The organism is Rhodococcus sp. IEGM 1318, assembly GCF_033142465.1.
In the GTDB taxonomy this organism is placed as follows: Bacteria; Actinomycetota; Actinomycetes; order Mycobacteriales; family Mycobacteriaceae; genus Rhodococcus_F; species Rhodococcus_F qingshengii_B.
Genome location: NZ_JAWLSC010000003.1, coordinates 342,881 through 360,195 on the forward strand (window position 1 = coordinate 342,881; position 17,315 = coordinate 360,195).

15 protein-coding genes are annotated in these 17,315 nt (G+C 63.5%); all 15 read left to right on the plus strand.

The window, feature by feature from the left end; genetic code table 11:
* The first annotated feature begins 4 nt into the window (after window positions 1-4).
* Window positions 5-1,528 (plus strand): UDP-N-acetylmuramoyl-L-alanine--D-glutamate ligase, encoded by a 1,524-nt coding sequence (gene murD, locus R4P65_RS09910; protein WP_317826357.1) that lies wholly within the window; start codon window positions 5-7, stop codon window positions 1,526-1,528.
* The gene (gene ftsW / locus R4P65_RS09915) at window positions 1,525-3,003 is read left to right on the plus strand and encodes a putative lipid II flippase FtsW (RefSeq protein WP_317826358.1); all 1,479 of its coding nucleotides are present in this window, start codon (window positions 1,525-1,527) and stop codon (window positions 3,001-3,003) included. The genes murD and ftsW overlap by 4 nt, the downstream gene beginning before the upstream one ends.
* Entirely contained in the window at window positions 3,000-4,169 is a 1,170-nt protein-coding gene (murG, locus tag R4P65_RS09920) for an undecaprenyldiphospho-muramoylpentapeptide beta-N-acetylglucosaminyltransferase (RefSeq protein ID WP_317826359.1), read from the plus strand. The genes ftsW and murG overlap by 4 nt, the downstream gene beginning before the upstream one ends.
* Window positions 4,166-5,674: a UDP-N-acetylmuramate--L-alanine ligase gene (gene murC, locus R4P65_RS09925; RefSeq protein ID WP_317826360.1), complete on the plus strand. Its 1,509-nt coding sequence runs from the start codon at window positions 4,166-4,168 to the stop codon at window positions 5,672-5,674. Before murG ends, murC begins: the two co-directional genes overlap by 4 nt.
* Complete coding sequence (locus R4P65_RS09930; protein WP_230813511.1) at window positions 5,671-6,477, plus strand: cell division protein FtsQ/DivIB; 807 nt, start codon at window positions 5,671-5,673, stop codon at window positions 6,475-6,477. Before murC ends, R4P65_RS09930 begins: the two co-directional genes overlap by 4 nt.
* Before the next feature lie 274 nt (window positions 6,478-6,751).
* Window positions 6,752-7,939, plus strand: coding sequence for a cell division protein FtsZ (gene ftsZ / locus R4P65_RS09935; protein WP_317826361.1), 1,188 nt, complete (start codon window positions 6,752-6,754; stop codon window positions 7,937-7,939).
* A gap of 108 nt (window positions 7,940-8,047) precedes the next feature.
* Entirely contained in the window at window positions 8,048-8,815 is a 768-nt protein-coding gene (gene pgeF, locus R4P65_RS09940) for a peptidoglycan editing factor PgeF (RefSeq protein WP_007733207.1), read from the plus strand.
* A 6-nt stretch (window positions 8,816-8,821) separates the two neighbouring features.
* Window positions 8,822-9,571: a YggS family pyridoxal phosphate-dependent enzyme gene (locus R4P65_RS09945; protein WP_230813508.1), complete on the plus strand. Its 750-nt coding sequence runs from the start codon at window positions 8,822-8,824 to the stop codon at window positions 9,569-9,571.
* A gap of 85 nt (window positions 9,572-9,656) precedes the next feature.
* Window positions 9,657-10,307: a cell division protein SepF gene (locus tag R4P65_RS09950; protein WP_003941752.1), complete on the plus strand. Its 651-nt coding sequence runs from the start codon at window positions 9,657-9,659 to the stop codon at window positions 10,305-10,307.
* Between the two features lie 189 nt (window positions 10,308-10,496).
* Window positions 10,497-10,775, plus strand: coding sequence for a YggT family protein (locus R4P65_RS09955; RefSeq protein WP_003941780.1), 279 nt, complete (start codon window positions 10,497-10,499; stop codon window positions 10,773-10,775).
* Window positions 10,776-10,901: 126 nt separating this feature from the next.
* Window positions 10,902-11,729 carry a DivIVA domain-containing protein gene (locus tag R4P65_RS09960; protein ID WP_003941722.1) on the plus strand — a complete coding sequence of 276 codons (828 nt, stop codon included), beginning with the start codon at window positions 10,902-10,904 and terminating at the stop codon, window positions 11,727-11,729.
* Between the two features lie 49 nt (window positions 11,730-11,778).
* The gene (locus tag R4P65_RS09965; protein ID WP_317826362.1) at window positions 11,779-12,087 is read left to right on the plus strand and encodes a hypothetical protein; all 309 of its coding nucleotides are present in this window, start codon (window positions 11,779-11,781) and stop codon (window positions 12,085-12,087) included.
* 304 nt (window positions 12,088-12,391) lie between these two features.
* Window positions 12,392-15,505, plus strand: a complete 3,114-nt coding sequence (gene ileS / locus R4P65_RS09970) for an isoleucine--tRNA ligase (protein ID WP_317826482.1) — start codon at window positions 12,392-12,394, stop codon at window positions 15,503-15,505.
* Window positions 15,506-15,573: 68 nt separating this feature from the next.
* Window positions 15,574-15,912, plus strand: a complete 339-nt coding sequence (locus tag R4P65_RS09975; protein ID WP_230813505.1) for a TfoX/Sxy family protein — start codon at window positions 15,574-15,576, stop codon at window positions 15,910-15,912.
* Window positions 15,913-15,948: 36 nt separating this feature from the next.
* Entirely contained in the window at window positions 15,949-17,313 is a 1,365-nt protein-coding gene (locus R4P65_RS09980) for a DNA polymerase IV (protein WP_230813504.1), read from the plus strand.
* The last annotated feature ends 2 nt before the right edge of the window (window positions 17,314-17,315 follow it).

The following is a 17,315-nucleotide window of genomic DNA, read 5'->3' on the forward strand; positions in this document are numbered from 1 at the left end:
AACCATGACCAGCTCAGCGGATTCCGAGAACGATCTGTCCTGGCTCCGCGGTACTCGAGTGCTGGTCGCCGGTGGTCGGGTGTCCGGTCAAGCCACCATCGAGCCTCTTGTCGCACTCGGCGCCGTCGTGACGGTTGCCGATTCGACTCTGGACTTCGCGGAGCGCTGCGCCGAACTCGGCGCGGACATGGTGACCACCACCTCGATCGAGGATGCCCCGGATTCGATCACCGACTACGGGCTCGTTGTCACCAGTCCCGGCTTTCGTCCGGATGCACCGATCCTGGCAGCCGCCGCCGGTCACGGGATTCCCATCTGGGGAGACGTCGAGCTCTCCTGGCGCGTCGACCACAGCGGGCACTTCGGCGCGCCGCGCAAGTGGCTCGTCGTGACGGGGACCAACGGAAAGACCACGACGACGTCGATGTTGGCCTCGATTCTCGACGCCGCCGGAGTTGTCGGCCGAGCCTGCGGGAATATCGGACTGCCGATTCTCGACGCGCTCGCCGAGACGTCGCCGCGCGTGGAGTACCTCGCTGTCGAACTGTCCTCGTTCCAATTGCACTGGGCGCCTTCGGTTCGTCCGGACGCCGGCGTGGTCCTCAACGTCGCCGAGGATCACCTCGACTGGCACGGCGGAATGAGTGCGTACGCCGAGGCCAAGTCGCGGGCATTGAGTGGAAAGGTCGCGGTGGTCGGCCTCGATGACGCAATCGCGTCCGAGCTGGGAACTCGCGCCACTGCAGACAAAGTCACCGGGTTCAGATTGGGTGAACCGGGCGAAGGAGAACTGGGTGTCGACGCGGGATACCTCGTCGACAATGCTTTCGGCGATCACGTCCGCTTGGCCGAAGCGGCGTCAATAGATCCGGCCGGCCCGGCCGGCGTCATGGACGCGCTGGCCGCTGCCGCCTTGGCGCGGGCACTCGGATTCGACGCAGGCGTCGTGGAGCGCGGTCTGGCCGCTCACAAGGTCGGCCCACACCGCGGGGCGCTGGTCGGTCGTGTCGGGTCCGTTGTGTACATCGACGATTCCAAGGCCACCAATCCGCACGCGGCCAGACCGTCGATACTCGCGCACGGTCGCGTCGTCTGGGTTGCCGGCGGTCAGCTCAAGGGAGCAAGCGTCGACCAGTTGGTGAGCGAAGTCGGCCCGAGACTCTCCGGCGCTGTCCTCCTCGGCCGTGACGCTGGTGTGATCGAGGACGCGCTCGCGCGACACGCGCCCGATGTTCCCGTGGTGCACGTGATGTCGGGGGACGATGCAGTGGTGAGCGAAAACAGCAGCAACTCGACTCTCACCATCCGGCTGCCGTCGGGTGCCGACGCGGATGCCGTCATGGCCGCAGTGGTAGCCGAAGCTGCCGAATTGGCGTCCCCAGGTGACGCTGTTGTACTCGCGCCGGCCGCCGCGTCCTTGGACATGTTTGTCAGTTACGGGCATCGCGGTGACAGCTTCGCCGCCGCAGTAGCCGCGCTACCCGATCCGTATACAGATTCGCCTGGCGAAGCCGGGAACCTGCGATGACCAAGGGTCCCAAGACCCGAATCGGTGCCTGGTTGGCGCGGCCGTTGGCATCGTTCCACCTGGTGGTGACGATTGCCACGATGTTGACTGTCTTGGGGCTCGTAATGGTTCTGTCGGCGTCGAGCGTCGAGCAGTACGTGTCCGGCGGCTCGGCATATTCGTTGTTCACCCAGCAGTTGATCTTCGCGATTCTCGGGGCGATGCTCTTCTATGTCGCGCTGCGGATTCCGGCGAGAGTGCTCCGGCAGTATTCGTTTCCGCTGTTCGTCGTCGTTCTGATCATGCTGGTACTCGTCCTGATTCCGGGAATCGGCACCGAAGCGCAGGGCGCGCGTCGCTGGTTCAACGTCGGTGGATTCTCGGTGCAGCCCTCGGAAATCATGAAGGTCGCGTTGGCGATCTGGGGCGCCCATCTGTTGGCCTCGAGGCGACCGGACGACCGATCCGTGAAGTCGATCCTGATTCCGCTCGTACCCGCCGCGATGCTGGTCTTCGCCCTGGTCGTCGCGCAGCCGAACCTCAGTACGACCATCGCATTGGGAATCATCGTCGGGGCCTTGCTGTGGTTCGGTGGGCTGCCACTGAAGCTCTTCGGCTCGATCGCGGTGACGGGCGTGGTGGTGGCAGGCGTGCTGGCCATGACGGCCGGCTATCGATCCGATCGAGTTCAGGCCTTCTTCAACAAGAGCGATGACCTGCAGGGCAACAACTATCAGGCCAAGCAGGCCTTGTATTCGCTCGCAGACGGCGGCGTTTTCGGTCGCGGACTCGGGCAGAGCGTCGCCAAATGGAACTACCTACCCAACGCTCACAACGACTTCATCTTCGCGATCATCGGTGAAGAGCTGGGATTTGTCGGCTGCGCGGTAGTGATCGGGCTGTTCGCCGTTTTCGTGTACACGGGATTGCGCATCGCAGCCCGGAGCATCGATCCGTTCTGGCGGCTCCTGTCCGCCACCGCAACTACCTGGATCGTCGGCCAGGCAATGATCAACATCGGCTACGTCATCGGGCTGCTACCGGTCACCGGACTCCAGTTGCCCTTGGTCTCCGCCGGTGGTTCGTCCTTGGCGATCACACTGTTCATGTTCGGCGTTATCGCCAATGCTGCTCGCCACGAGCCCGAAGCGGTTGCCGCTCTGAACTCCGGGCAGGACGGCAAGATCTCGAAGTTGCTCAGACTCCCCAAGCCGGTGCTGTACCACCCTCCGTCAGGGGGTCGGCCGATCCGTCGACCGAAGCCCACGCGGCAGATCGAACCGGCTCGCGGACGCGACGGCCGGCGTGCGATCGAGACGGGTGATCGACGCAAGCGGGCAGATCAAGGCGCTCGTACTTCCGCGGATTCCACGCGAGGTGCGGCTGCTGGGTCACGGAAGCGCACCGCGGGAGGGCAGAATGGTCAGCGTCGGCAGGCGCCGACACGTAGGGCACAAGATCCACGAGAAGTTCGAGAGCGAGGAATTCGTAGGTGAGCGGCAACAAATCGACTCTGTCGGTAGTGGTGGCAGGTGGAGGCACAGCTGGTCACATCGAACCCGCTCTTGCGGTCGCGGACGCGGTCAAGGCCGCTCAGCCCGACACCAGGATCACGGCACTCGGGACTGCGCGTGGTCTCGAAACCACCTTGGTGCCTGCCCGCGGCTACACGCTCGAGCTCATTCCGCCGGTTCCGCTTCCTCGGAAGCCCACGATGGATCTCGTCAAACTGCCGACACGCATCCTCGCGTCGGTGCGCAAGACCCGCGAGGTACTCGATTCCGTCGACGCCGACGTGATCGTCGGCTTCGGCGGCTACGTCGCGCTTCCGGCGTACCTTGCCGCCCGTGGTGGTGTTCTTCGGCGCCGACGCAAGATTCCGATCGTCGTCCACGAAGCAAACGCCAGTGCCGGAATCGCGAACAAGATCGGTGCTCGCCTGGCGACGCGCGTACTTGCCGCCGTTCCGGGGTCGGGTGTGAAGAACCGCGGCGATCAAGACGCCGAAATCGTCGGCATTCCGGTCCGGGCGTCGATCGCCAATTTCGATCGAGCGGGACTTCGCTCGCAAGCGCGCGAGTACTTCGGACTGCCGCAGGACGGCCCCGTTCTGCTCGTCTTCGGCGGATCGCAGGGCGCGAAGTCGCTCAACGACGCGGTCTCCGGCGCTGCCCAGGAACTCGCGAAAGCGGGGATCTCGGTGCTGCACGCACACGGACCCAAGAACTCCCTCGAGGTTACGCAGTCCTCGGAGACAGCACCCTATGTGGCTGTTCCTTATCTCTCGAGGATGGATCTCGCGTATGCGGCAGCCGATGCGACCATCTGTCGCTCTGGCGCGATGACGGTCGCCGAGGTCTCGGCGGTCGGGCTTCCGGCCGTTTACGTTCCGCTGCCGCACGGCAACGGTGAGCAGGAACTCAACGCGAAACCCGTTGTCGCAGCAGGCGGCGCGATCATCGTCTCCGACAACGACCTCACGCCGACGTTTGTCGCCGGTACCGTCGTCCCGATGCTGAGTGACAGCGCGCGCCTCGACAAGATGAGCAGTGGCGCTGCCAATGTCGGACACCGTACGGCGGCAACCGAGATCGCACGGATCGTGCTCGACATCGCGGCAAAGGAAAACGCCGTCCAGGAAAACGCAAGGGGAAACCGATGACCGCGCTGCCCGCCCACCTCGAGCGAGTACACATGGTCGGAATCGGCGGTGCCGGTATGTCCGGCATCGCGCGAATTCTGCTTTCCCGTGGGGGCCTCGTCTCGGGTTCGGACGCGAAGGAGAGCCGAGGAGTCCTGGCGCTTCGTGCACGCGGGGCGCAGGTCCGGATCGGTCATGACACCGATGCTCTCGACCTGCTGCCAGGCGGGCCGACCGTCGTCGTCACGACTCACGCGGCCATCCCGAAGGACAACCCGGAACTCGTCGAGGCCGCTCGCCGCGGAATCCCGGTGATTCTCCGGCCGGCCGTCCTTGCATCACTGATGCAGGGCAATCGCACGTTCCTGGTTTCGGGTACACACGGCAAGACGTCGACGACCTCTATGCTCGTGGTCGCCCTGCAGCACTGTGGTTTCGACCCCTCGTTTGCCGTTGGCGGCGAACTCAACGAAGCCGGAACGAATGCCCATCACGGCAGCGGTGACGTCTTTGTCGCCGAGGCGGACGAGAGTGACGGGTCGCTCCTGCAGTACGACCCCAACGTCATCGTCGTGACCAACATCGAGGCCGATCACCTCGACTACTTCGGCAGCGTCGAAGCGTATGTGAAGGTGTTCGACGATTTTGTCGACAAGCTACGTCCGGGCGGGCTCCTGATTGTCTGCCTCGACGATCCGGGATCGGCGGATCTCGCGAAGCGAATCGTGGCCTCGGGTCGTTCGGACATCCGGGTGCTCGGTTATGGATCCGCGGATGCGCAGGAAGTGGAGGCGGGCACTGCCTTCGAGCCTGTCGACGGTGTCGAGGTCGGAGTCCGGCTACTGGGCTTCCACGCACACGACGTCGGGGGAGTCCTGCAGTTCCACCTGGCGGGGGAGAGCGCTGCGCGAACCGTACGGATGGCAGTGCCGGGTCGACACATGGCTCTCAATGCGCTGGCCGCCCTGCTGGCCGCCCGTGACGCCGGAGCCGAGACGGAGGAAATCGTCGAGGGGCTCGCCGGATTCGGTGGCGTCCACCGCCGGTTCCAGTTCACCGGGCGCGAGCGTGGTGTCCGGGTGTTCGACGACTACGCCCACCATCCGACCGAAGTTCGCGCGGTCCTCGGCGCGGCTGCGGATCTGGTTCGACCGGAAGATGATTCGTCGTCGACCAATTCGGCAGCCGGACGCGTGATCGTGGTGTTCCAACCTCACCTCTATTCGCGCACAGCCGCGTTTGCCGAGGAGTTCGCGCAGGCACTGGACTTGGCCGACGAGGTAGTGGTTCTCGACGTCTACGGCGCTCGCGAAGAGCCGATGCCGGGCGTCAGCGGTGCGCTGGTCGCTCAATCGGTCACCAAACCTGTTCACTATCAACCTGATCTGTCGCAGGCGCCGAAGCAGGTTGCGGCGTTGGCTCACCCCGGCGACATCGTCATCACGATGGGCGCCGGTGATGTGACCATGCTCGGCAAACAGATCCTCGATGCTTTGCGTTCGGCGCCGCATCCCGCGCCGCGATGACACCCGACGCACGAAGTCGGCGCGGGCGTCGAGATCCTCAAGCCAGACGAGCCACCAGTACGCGTCGGCGCAGTACTCGCACCGAATCGCGATACTCGACGCGGTCGACGGAGCAGGCTCCCGAACCCACACCGACTCGTAAGTGGTTCAAGCGACCGCTGATCGTGGCACCGCTGGCAATCGTGCTGGTGGTGGGAATTGCGCTGACGGCCTGGTTGTCTCCGGTGCTCTCGGTCCGGGGCACCGAAGTTCTCGGTGCGACGACCGTCAGTGAGGAACAGATCCTTTCACTCCTGGCCGTACCGACCGGTCAGCCGTTGATGCGGGTCGATACCGGCGCAGCCGCCGCACGTGTCGCGACGATTCCGAAGGTGGCCTCGGCCCGGGTGCAGCGGATGTACCCGTCGACCATCCGCGTCACGGTCACCGAACGGGTACCGGTTGTCTTCGTCGACTCGCCCGAGGGCGCGCACCTGCTGGACGAGAAGGGCGTCGACTTCGAGATGGGCGTCCCACCGCCTGGGGTTCCGCGCCTGGTGACACCGACGCCCGGGTGGAACGACGAGCCCACGCTCGCCGCTCTCGAGGTGTTGTCGGTGTTGCCGCCGGATCTGAGGTTTCAGGTGGGAGAGGTTGCCGCTCGGTCGATTTCGAGTGTCACGCTGACCTTGCTCGACGGTCGCGTCGTAAACTGGGGCGGTGTCGAGCACTCGGATCGTAAGGCTGCCGTGACGCTTCCGCTGTTGACCCAGCCGGGGCAGACGTACGACGTGTCCAGTCCCGATCTTCCGACGGTTCGATAGCGCACGGTGCGCTCGTGCGTTGGTGCGTGGCAAATACTTCGGTGTGTCTCGGCGCGCCTAATGGCGGAACGCGACGACGGTGCATAGCGTTTCGTTTCAGATCGAATACTTGACATAACTCTAACCCTGTGGTTGAGGTTTAGGGTTTATCTCGAACAACAGCAGTAGCAAAGCCCCAGCAGTTACACAGCCCCACAAGTTACACAGCCAGCAGCAGTAAAAAGACAGCAGCTCTGACAAGCAGCGTGAAACACGACACGGAAGGCGAGAGCCGATGACGCCCCCGCACAACTACCTCGCCGTAATCAAGGTCGTCGGCATCGGCGGCGGCGGCGTGAACGCAGTCAACCGCATGATCGAACAGGGACTCAAGGGAGTCGAGTTCATCGCGGTCAACACGGACGCGCAAGCCCTTCTGATGAGTGACGCCGACGTCAAGCTCGACGTCGGTCGTGAATTGACCCGTGGCCTCGGCGCCGGTGCTGATCCTGAAGTGGGTCGCAAGGCAGCCGAAGATCACAAGGACGAGATCGAAGAGGTCATCAAGGGCGCCGACATGGTGTTCGTGACCGCAGGCGAGGGTGGTGGCACCGGAACCGGTGGTGCCCCTGTCGTGGCAAGCATCGCCCGGAAGCTGGGTGCACTCACCGTCGGTGTCGTGACACGACCGTTCTCCTTCGAGGGCAAGCGTCGTGGGGGACAGGCGGATACCGGAATTCAGGCGCTCCGCGAGTCCTGCGACACGCTGATCGTCATTCCCAACGATCGCCTGCTCCAGTTGGGTGATGCCGCAGTCAGCCTGATGGACGCGTTCCGCAGCGCCGACGAGGTTCTCCTCAACGGCGTCCAGGGCATCACGGACCTCATCACCACCCCGGGGCTGATCAACGTCGACTTCGCGGACGTCAAGGGTGTCATGTCCGGCGCCGGCAGTGCGTTGATGGGCATCGGTTCCTCTCGTGGTGAGGGGCGCGCGATCAAGGCGGCGGAATCCGCGATCAATTCGCCTCTCCTCGAAGCATCGATGGAAGGCGCCCGCGGCGTTCTGCTGTCGATCGCCGGTGGCAGCGATCTCGGCCTCTTCGAGATCAACGAGGCGGCGTCGCTGGTGCAGGAAGCTGCCCACATCGACGCCAACATCATCTTCGGAACGGTCATCGACGATTCGCTCGGTGACGAGGTTCGTGTGACGGTCATCGCTGCGGGATTCGACGGTGGAGCTCCGGCTCGTCGTCCCGTGGAGTCGACCGCGCAGGGACGTGGAGCTATCGGCGCCGGGCGCGCAGGTGAGGTCGGCCGGTCACCGGTAGCTGCCGAACCTGCTGGCGAGCAGCCGATTTCCGCAGCGCGCGAGACCATCGGTTCGGGCAGCTTGCCTCCGATCGGTGGCCCACGCCATGCGCCGGTCCAGGAAGGCGAGGGCGACGACGACGTCGACGTGCCCGTCTTCATGCGTCGCTGACGTAGGGCTACAAACAGTTTCGAGAACAGGGTGCCCGGAATTTCTGGGTACCCTGTTCTCGACTGGATGTCCGGTCACGCCTGAGCCGGACGACAACTTTCGACGTTTGTGAGCACACTTATCTTGAGTACCGAGAAGTCGACCACCCGCACCCGCATTCGCCGCGTCGTGACCAGCCGAGCCGGTGGTGTTTCCGCATCGCCGTACGAGTCGTTCAATCTCGGCGATCACGTCGGAGACGATCCGGCAGCCGTCGATGCGAATCGCCGTCGTCTGGCACGCGAAATCGGCGTCGAGCCTGACCATCTCGTGTGGATGGAACAAATCCATTCGCGCAACGTCACTGTCGTGACGGAACCGACCGACGAGGTCATTCCGGTGACGGATGCTCTGGTCACCACCGTTCCCGGCTTGGCGCTCGCCACTCTCAGCGCGGACTGTGTTCCTGTTCTTCTCTCCGACGAGGAGGCCGGTGTCATCGCGGCCGTTCATGCCGGACGGATCGGTGCCCGCATCGGTATCGTCCCGCGTGTCCTCGCGGAGATGGTGCGACAGGGCGCGGACGTCTCGCGTATCGGCGCCTTCCTCGGTCCGGCGGCGAGTGGACGCCAGTACGAGGTTCCCGCCGCGATGCGTGCTGACGTGGAAAAGCACTTGCCGGGCAGCGCAACTCGCACCGAGAAGGGCACACCGGGACTCGATCTGCGTGCGGGACTGCGTAAGCAGTTGCTCGCCGCGGGCGTGTCCGGTGTCGCCGAGGACCCGCGATGCACGATCGAGGACCGCGCGCTGTTCAGTCATCGCCGAGAATCGCTGACCGGACGTCAAGCTGCAGTGATCTGGATGGAAGCGCCCGCAGCGCAGGAAACCGTCTAGGCACAAATGCGACAGACGGAAATGCGGCTGACAGAAATATCGACGGCACTCGACTCGGTGAGGGCGCGATTGGCCGCCGCGTGCCTTGCTGCCGGTCGCGAAGTCTCCGACGTCGCACTGCTGCCAGTTACCAAATTCTTTCCGGCGTCCGACGCTCGAATCCTGTACGAACTGGGTTGCCGTGAATTCGGTGAGTCTCGTGAGCAGGAAGCAGTGGAGAAGGTCGCGGATTTCGACGGCGCTGCTCGTAGCGGCGCGATCGACGATCCGGTTCGCTGGCACATGATCGGACAGTTGCAGCGCAACAAAGCTCGGTCGGTAGCGAAGTGGGCCTACGCAATTCATTCGGTGGACAGTGCGCGGTTGGCCGATGCACTCGATCGGGCGGCGCTCGGCGCTTTGTCCGACGGCGAACGCAGGGCGCCGCTGCGGGTGCTCATCCAGGTAAGTCTCGACGGCGACCCTGCGCGTGGCGGAGTTCCGACGGGGGAGTTAACCCCTCTTGCCGAGCGGATCGAATCAGCCGAAGGTCTCGAATTCGCGGGACTGATGGCCGTCCCGCCACTTGGATCAGATCCGGACGAGCAGTTCGAAATCCTCCGCAGGGCACATCTTTTGATTCTCGAATCGCATCCACGGGCAACCGAACTCTCCGCCGGTATGACCGGCGATTTGGAGGCTGCAGTGCGCCACGGTTCCACGTGCGTGCGTGTCGGAACCGCACTGCTCGGCTCACGACCAGTAATCTCGAGGTGATCGCTCAGGTGATCGCCCAACCCGTCCACACCGCTGCGACCGGTCGCAGTCGGATTGATTCCGCCGCGCCAAGGAAGGTCGATCAATGAGCAACCTGCATAAGTTCAAGGCTTACTTCGGCATGGTTCCCCTCGATGACTACGAGGACGAATACGTGGAGGAGCCCGATCAGGCTCGCCGCGCACCGCGTCGTAGTCACGACGGCTATGCCGAGCGCGACGACCGCGAGTTCGTCGAACCTGCCTTCTCGAAGGCGAGCTACGCGCCCAGTCGTCGTGACGAAGAGGACGCGGAGTTCGATCGCTACGATTCCCGGCCCCGAGTCGACACCGTTCCCAGTCGCAGTAGCCGCCCGGCGATGGCGCCGCGTCCGGCCAGTCGCGGCAACCTTGCGGTCGACGCGCGCGCCGAGCGGCCCGAAGCGCGACGTGCGCCGGTTGTCGACGACGGCGGCCCGCTCGCCAAGATCACGACACTGCGTCCCCAGAGCTACGCAGAGGCCCGCACCATCGGTGAGCGTTTCCGCGACGGCACGCCCGTCATCATGGATCTGGTCGACATGAGCAACGCCGACGCGAAGCGTCTGGTCGATTTCGCGGCCGGCCTGGCGTTCGCATTGCGTGGTTCTTTCGACAAGGTAGCCACCAAAGTGTTTCTTCTCTCACCGGCTGACATCGACGTTTCCGCTGAGGAACGTCGTCGGATCGCCGAGACGGGTTTCTACAGCCAGAAATGATGGTCTCGACCGCAGTCCGGCCCCTGAGCAGGGGTGACGTGAGCACATTCGAACGGCGGCCGGTCTCGGCGGGCGCCGCATTCGGACCCATCGCCGGCCGTTACAAGACGGACTCGATGCGGACCGGTTCCGGAATTGCTGCGGTGTGTCTGTTTTGGACACAACGCAGAAGTCAGGCAGAGTGAGGGTGTGGACGCGCTTCTCTCTGTGATCTATCTGGTGCTGGTTGTCTTCTGGCTGTTGCTGATCGGCAGAGTGATCGTCGAGTTCGTTCGTTCGTTTGCCAGAGATTGGCGACCGACCGGATTGGTCGCAGTCATTCTCGAAACCATTTTTACGATCACCGATCCTCCGGTGAAACTGCTCCGCAGGTTGATCCCCCCGATCAACCTCGGTGGAGTTCGCTTGGATCTATCCATCATGGTCTTGCTTTTCATCGTCATCATCCTGATGTCGGTTGTTCGCTGAGCACAGTCCGAGTGTGTGGTGTGCCAGAATGGAACCCATAACTCATACGGTGGTTCGCCACTACGTAGACTGTGTTGCAACTGAATGCTTGCTAGACCGCCAAATGACGCGTGAAGGGATCCTTCCATGCCGCAACTGACTCCAGCTGACGTGCACAACGTTGCGTTCAGCAAGCCGCCTATCGGCAAGCGTGGCTACAACGAGGACGAGGTCGACGCATTCCTCGACCTCGTCGAGCAGGCGCTGTCGCAGCTCATCGAAGAGAATGCGGACCTGCGCCAGCGCGTAGGTGAGCTGGATCAGGAGCTCGCGGCTGCCAAGAAGTCGCCGGCACCTGCTCAGCAGGCGGCACCCGTCGCAGCGCAGCCCAAGCCGGAGCCCGCTCGGGTCGTCGAACCGCCCAAGCCTGCACCCGTTGCAGCTCCCGTTCCCGCCGCCGCTGCCGTTGCAGCGCCGCAGAGTGGCGACACCCACATGCAGGCCGCAAAGGTCCTCGGACTGGCTCAGGAGATGGCGGATCGCCTCACCAACGATGCCAAGACCGAATCCGAGCAGCTGCTCGGCAGTGCTCGCACCAACTCCGAGCAGCTCATGAGCGAGGCTCGCAGCAAGGCCGACGGCATGATCGCGGACGCGCGCAACAAGTCGGAGGCAATGCTCACCGACGCTCAGACTCGCTCCGAGACCCAGCTTCGCCAGGCTCAGGAGAAGGCAGACGCTCTCAAGGCGGACGCCGAGAAGAAGCACACCGAAATCATGGCGACCATCAACCAGCAGCGTTCCGTCCTCGAGGGCCGTATCGAGCAGCTCAAGACGTTCGAACGCGAGTACCGGGTGCGCCTGAAGTCCTACCTGGAATCGCAGCTCGAAGAGCTCGAACAGCGTGGCTCGGCCGTTCCGGTCGACGGTGGACAGGATTCCTACAGCCCGTCCTTCGCCAAGGGAAACAGCTGACCGAGAGTGCCCCGTCGGCTCAGCTATCGGACCGGACAAAGGTTGATACGTGCTGGTCGTGACGTTGGTTCTCGCGGGAGTTGGCTTCGCACTCCTGATCGTTGCCCTGACCACAGGGTCGCTGATCTGGGCGTGGGCATGTATCGCGATTTGTGTAGCAGGTGCCGTCCTCCTGCTGGTCAGTGCGCTGACCAGCAGGAAGGCGGTTCCTTCGTTGGATGACCCGGTATCGGGTAGCGGGATGTCGTCGCCTTACGGCCGAGCCGAGAGTTCCTCGGATTCCTCGACCGGTGATGCAGCCGCTGCCAACGATGACAATCCGGGCAATCATGGCGAATCGTCGGGCGGCAAGTCCTAGGTAGTACCGGCAAGTCCTAGGCAGTACCGACACGTCCCAGGGCAAGTATTAGACTGTCGATCACGAATACATGGCTTTGATCCGGCAATCACCGGGGAGCTTTCGGAAGAACGGTTCTCGACGCTTTCATGCGTGCCGAGAACCCAGTAGAACCGAACGGGTGAGCCCGTCACAGCTCGATCGAGTGGCACCTCGAGATCCACAAGCGCGGATCGGCGGGGTGCAAACGGGGTGGTACCGCGGTGTCGGCGCACAAGCGCCACGTCGTCCCCGTGCCGAGTCCGACTGGCACGAGGAGATCGCCATGGCGAGTAACGGGTATCCCAAAGTCGACTACGGAGTCCCCGCCGACACCGGAGTCAAGTTCCCCGATCTGGAACAGAAGGTCCTGAAACAGTGGGACGACGACGACACGTTCCGGGCGTCGGTTTCCAATCGCGACGGTAACGAAGAGTTCGTTTTCTACGACGGGCCGCCGTTCGCCAACGGTTTGCCGCATTACGGCCACCTGCTGACGGGGTACGTCAAGGATCTGGTGCCGCGCTTCCAGACCATGCGTGGACGCAAGGTCGAACGACGTTTCGGCTGGGATTGCCACGGCCTTCCCGCAGAACTCGAAGCGGAGAAGCAGCTCGGTATCAAGGACAAGGCCGAGATCGAAGTCATGGGTCTGGCCAAGTTCAACGAGTACTGCAAGGCCTCAGTGCTCAAGTACACCGACGAGTGGCGCGACTACGTCACCCGCCAGGCACGTTGGGTCGACTTCGACAACGATTACAAGACCCTGGACGTCGACTTCATGGAGTCCGTCATGTGGGCCTTCAAGGAGCTGCACGACAAGGGCCTGATCTATCAGGGGTTCCGCGTGCTGCCCTACAGCTGGTACGAGCAGACTCCGCTGTCCAATCAGGAGACTCGCCTCGACGACGCGTACAAGATGCGTCAGGATCCAGCAGTCACGGTCGACATGCCCCTGGTCGCTCCAGGTTCACCCCTCGACGGCGCAAACGCGATCATCTGGACCACGACGCCGTGGACCCTGCCTTCCAATCTGGCCACTGCGGTGCATCCCGAGGTCGACTACGTTCAGGTGCTTGGTGAGGACGGAAAGCGGTACGTACTCGCGGAAGCGCGGGTAGCTCATTACGCACGTGAGCTGGGGGAGGACCCCGAGGTCGTTTCCCGTCACAAGGGCACCGAGTTGGTCGGACTGTCGTACACACCGCCGTTCGACTTCTTCCTCGGACATCCGAACGCACACGTCGTGCTCTCGGCCGACTACGTGACAACCGACTCCGGAACCGGAATCGTCCACCTCGCACCGGCTTTCGGTGAAGAGGATATGGATGTCGCCACGGCAAATGGCATCGAGGTCGTGCAGCCACTCGATCCGGGTGGAAAGTTCACCTCGATGGTTCCGCCGTACGAGGGCCTGATGGTGTTCGACGCCAACCCCGTCATCATCAAGGACCTCAAGGCTGCCGGCAAGCTGCTGCGGCACGAGACGATCGAGCACTCCTACCCGCACAGTTGGCGCAGTGGGCAGCCCCTCATCTACATGGCGGTTCCGTCGTGGTTCGTCGCGGTCACCAAGTTCCGCGATCGCATGGTCGAGTTGAACAAGGACATCACGTGGGTGCCCGAGCACATCCGTGACGGTCAGTTCGGCAAGTGGCTCGAAGGTGCGCGCGACTGGAACATCAGCCGAAACCGTTACTGGGGCAGCCCGATCCCGGTGTGGGTGTCGGACGATCCGCAGTACCCGCGCACGGACGTGTACGGCTCGCTCGACCAGTTGGAGGCAGACTTCGGTGTGCGTCCGACCGATCTGCATCGCCCGATGATCGACGACCTGGTCCGCCCGAACCCGGACGACCCGACCGGGAAGTCGATGATGCGCCGCGTTCCCGAGGTGCTCGACTGCTGGTTCGAATCCGGTTCGATGCCGTATGCGCAGGTGCACTACCCATTCGAGAACCGTGAGTGGTTCGAGGGTCATTTCCCGGGCGATTTCATCGTCGAGTACAACGGCCAGACGCGCGGCTGGTTCTACACGCTGCACGTACTGGCCACCGCACTCTTCGATCGTCCGGCATTCAAAACCGTTGCCGCACACGGAATCGTGCTCGGCGACGACGGACTCAAGATGAGCAAGTCCAAGGGCAACTACCCGGACGTGAAGGAGGTGTTCAACCGCGACGGTAGCGATGCGATGCGATGGTTCCTGATGTCCTCGCCGATCCTGCGCGGTGGAAACCTCATCGTGACCGAGCAGGGCATCCGCGAAGGCGTACGTCAGGCGTTGCTCCCGCTGTGGAACGCCTGGAGCTTCCTCCAGTTGTACGCGCCGGAATCCGGTGTGTGGCGTACCGATTCGGAGAACATCCTCGATCAGTACATCCTGGCCAAGCTCGCCACCACCCGCGACGTGATCACCGAGGCCCTCGAGGTCAACGACATCGCCGGCGCGTGCGACGAGCTTCGGTTGTTCTGTGACGCGCTGACCAACTGGTATGTGCGACGGTCTCGTTCGCGGTTCTGGGACGAGGATCGCGACGCGATCGACACCCTGCACACCGTGCTCGAGGTCGTGACGCGTCTCGCTGCGCCGCTGTTGCCGCTGGTGTCCGAGGTGATCTGGCGCGGACTGACCGGGGAACGCTCGGTTCACCTGGCTGACTGGCCGCAGGAGTCGGAGCTCCCCGCGAACCCCGAGTTGGTAGCGGCGATGGACGACGTACGGACCGTGTGCTCGACGGTGCTGAGCCTGCGAAAGGCACAGAATCTGCGTGTTCGTCTTCCGCTGCCCGAGGTCACGGTTGCGGCGCCCGACGCCGAGCGTCTGCGTCCGTTCCTCGGACTGATCGCCGACGAGGTCAACGTCAAGAAGGTCGATCTGACCGATGACGTCGACGTGCACGGGCGCTTCGAGATCGCGGTGAACGCGCGTGCTGCCGGCCCGCGTCTGGGCAAGTCCGTTCAGACCGTCATCAAGGCGGTCAAGGCGGGCGACTGGACGGAGAACGCGGACGGCGTCGTGGTTGCGGCTGGCATCGAACTGCTGCCCGAGGAGTACACGCAGAAACTGGTTGCGGCCGAGCCGGATTCGACAGCTGCACTGCCGGACGGTGCGGGACTCGTTGTACTCGATTCCGTCGTGACGGAGGAACTCGAAGCCGAGGGCTGGGCGAAGGACCGTATCCGTCAACTGCAGGACGCACGCCGTGCCGCCGGGTTGGACGTCTCGGACCGGATCAAGGTCGTGCTCGAGGTTCCGCAGGACTGCAAGGAGTGGGCCGAGCGTCATCGGGAATTGATCGCCGGTGAGGTTCTGGCCACCTCGTTCTCGGTGGGCGAAGCGGGAGACGACGCCGTCGATCTCGGCGACGGTATCCGCGCCGCGATCACGAAGGTCTAGTACCGACGCAACTACTCCGGCTCCCCGATGAACGTCTGTATGTCGGGGTGCCGGAGTAGTTTGCTCTCATGAGTACGAGCAAGGAAACCGTGGTGCGCATTCTCGAGCAGTTGGAACCGCTCGACGTGCGGGCAAGGGCGATGTTCGGCGAGTACGGATTGTATTGCGACGAGAAGATCGTGGGCTTGATCTGCGCGGACGTACTGTTCGTCAAACCCACCGAGGTCAGCCCTGAGTTCGGATCAGAGAGTGATCTGGCTCCGCCGTATCCGGGGGCGAAGGATTACTACCGGGTTCCGGAGGAAAAGCTGCAGGACGTCGATCATCTGCACGCCTTCATCCAGCGGACAGCCGACGTATTACCCCTGCCGAAGAAGAAGTCGCCCAAGAAAAGGGCACGGACTTAAATTCGGCGCCCACTTTTGAGAGAACCATAACTCCCGATGAATCAAGATGACCCCACACGAAGCCGCAGGTGGGTGCTGCATCTCGACATGGACGCGTTTTTCGCTTCCGCCGAGCAGTTGACCCGTCCCACGCTGCGAGGTCGCCCGGTGCTGGTCGGCGGCTTGGGCGGGCGCGGGGTGGTGGCGGGGGCAAGTTACGAAGCCAGGGTTTTCGGTGCGCGATCGGCAATGCCGATGCACCAAGCGCGCCGCATGGTCGGTGGCGGAGCGGTGGTATTGCCGCCACGGATGTCACTGTATTCGGTTCTGAGCAAACGGACGTTCGACGCGTTGCGCCTTCGCATGCCGATCCTCGAGCAATTGTCGGTGGACGAGGCCTTCGGTGAACCGGTGGAGTTGGCCGGTGTCGGGGCCGACGAGGTTCGCGCGTTTTGCGAGGATTTGCGGGCGTTGATCAAAGCCGAGACCGGGTTGGTCGCCTCGATCGGCGCTGGCGCAGGCAAGCAGGTGGCCAAGATTGCGTCGGGGCTGGCAAAGCCCGACGGCGTCGCGGTGATTCCTCCCGGGATGCAGCACGAGTTGCTCGATTCGCTTCCGGTGCGGAAGCTGTGGGGGATCGGCCCCGTCGCCGAGGAAAAACTCAAGCGTCTCGGCATCGAAACCATCGGCGGGTTTGCCCGCACACCTATAGCGGAGGTGGCGTCGATACTGGGGACCACCGTCGGACCGGGGTTGCATCGCCTTGCGCAGGGGATCGACGATCGGCCGGTCGCCGAGCGTGCCGAATCCAAGCAGATCAGCGCGGAATCCACGTTCGCCGCCGACATCGTCACGATGGCGCAACTGCGCGCGGCCGTCGAAAGTAGTGGTCGTGCAGCATTTTCCAGGCTGGAGAAGGACGGAAGAGCCGCCCGTACCGTCGTACTGAAGCTCAAGAAGTCCGACATGAGCATCCTGACTAGATCCGTGACGTTGCCGTTTGCCACCATCGACCGCCAAATCCTTGTCGCCACCGCGCAGAAACAGGTCATCGACCCGCAGGAGTTGGGGCCGATTCGCCTGGTCGGTGTGGGATTCGCCGGTTTGTCCACGGTTCGCCAAGGATCACTTTTTCCCGAGTTGGATCAGGATGTTCCCGGCTATCCGGTCGAGACTCTCACCGGCGCCCTCGATGAGGCCGAACTCGACGCTCCGGTGGCCGCGCGTGTCCCTCAGCGCTACTGGCACCCCGGTTTGGACGTCAAGCATCCAGAATACGGACACGGTTGGGTGCAGGGCGCGGGGCACGGTGTGGTGACGGTTCGCTTCGAAACCCGTTCCAGCGGAACGGGAATCGCCAAGACCTTCGCCGAATCCGATGAGGTGCTCGAGGTAGCAGATGCGGTCGACAGCCTTCTCTGAGG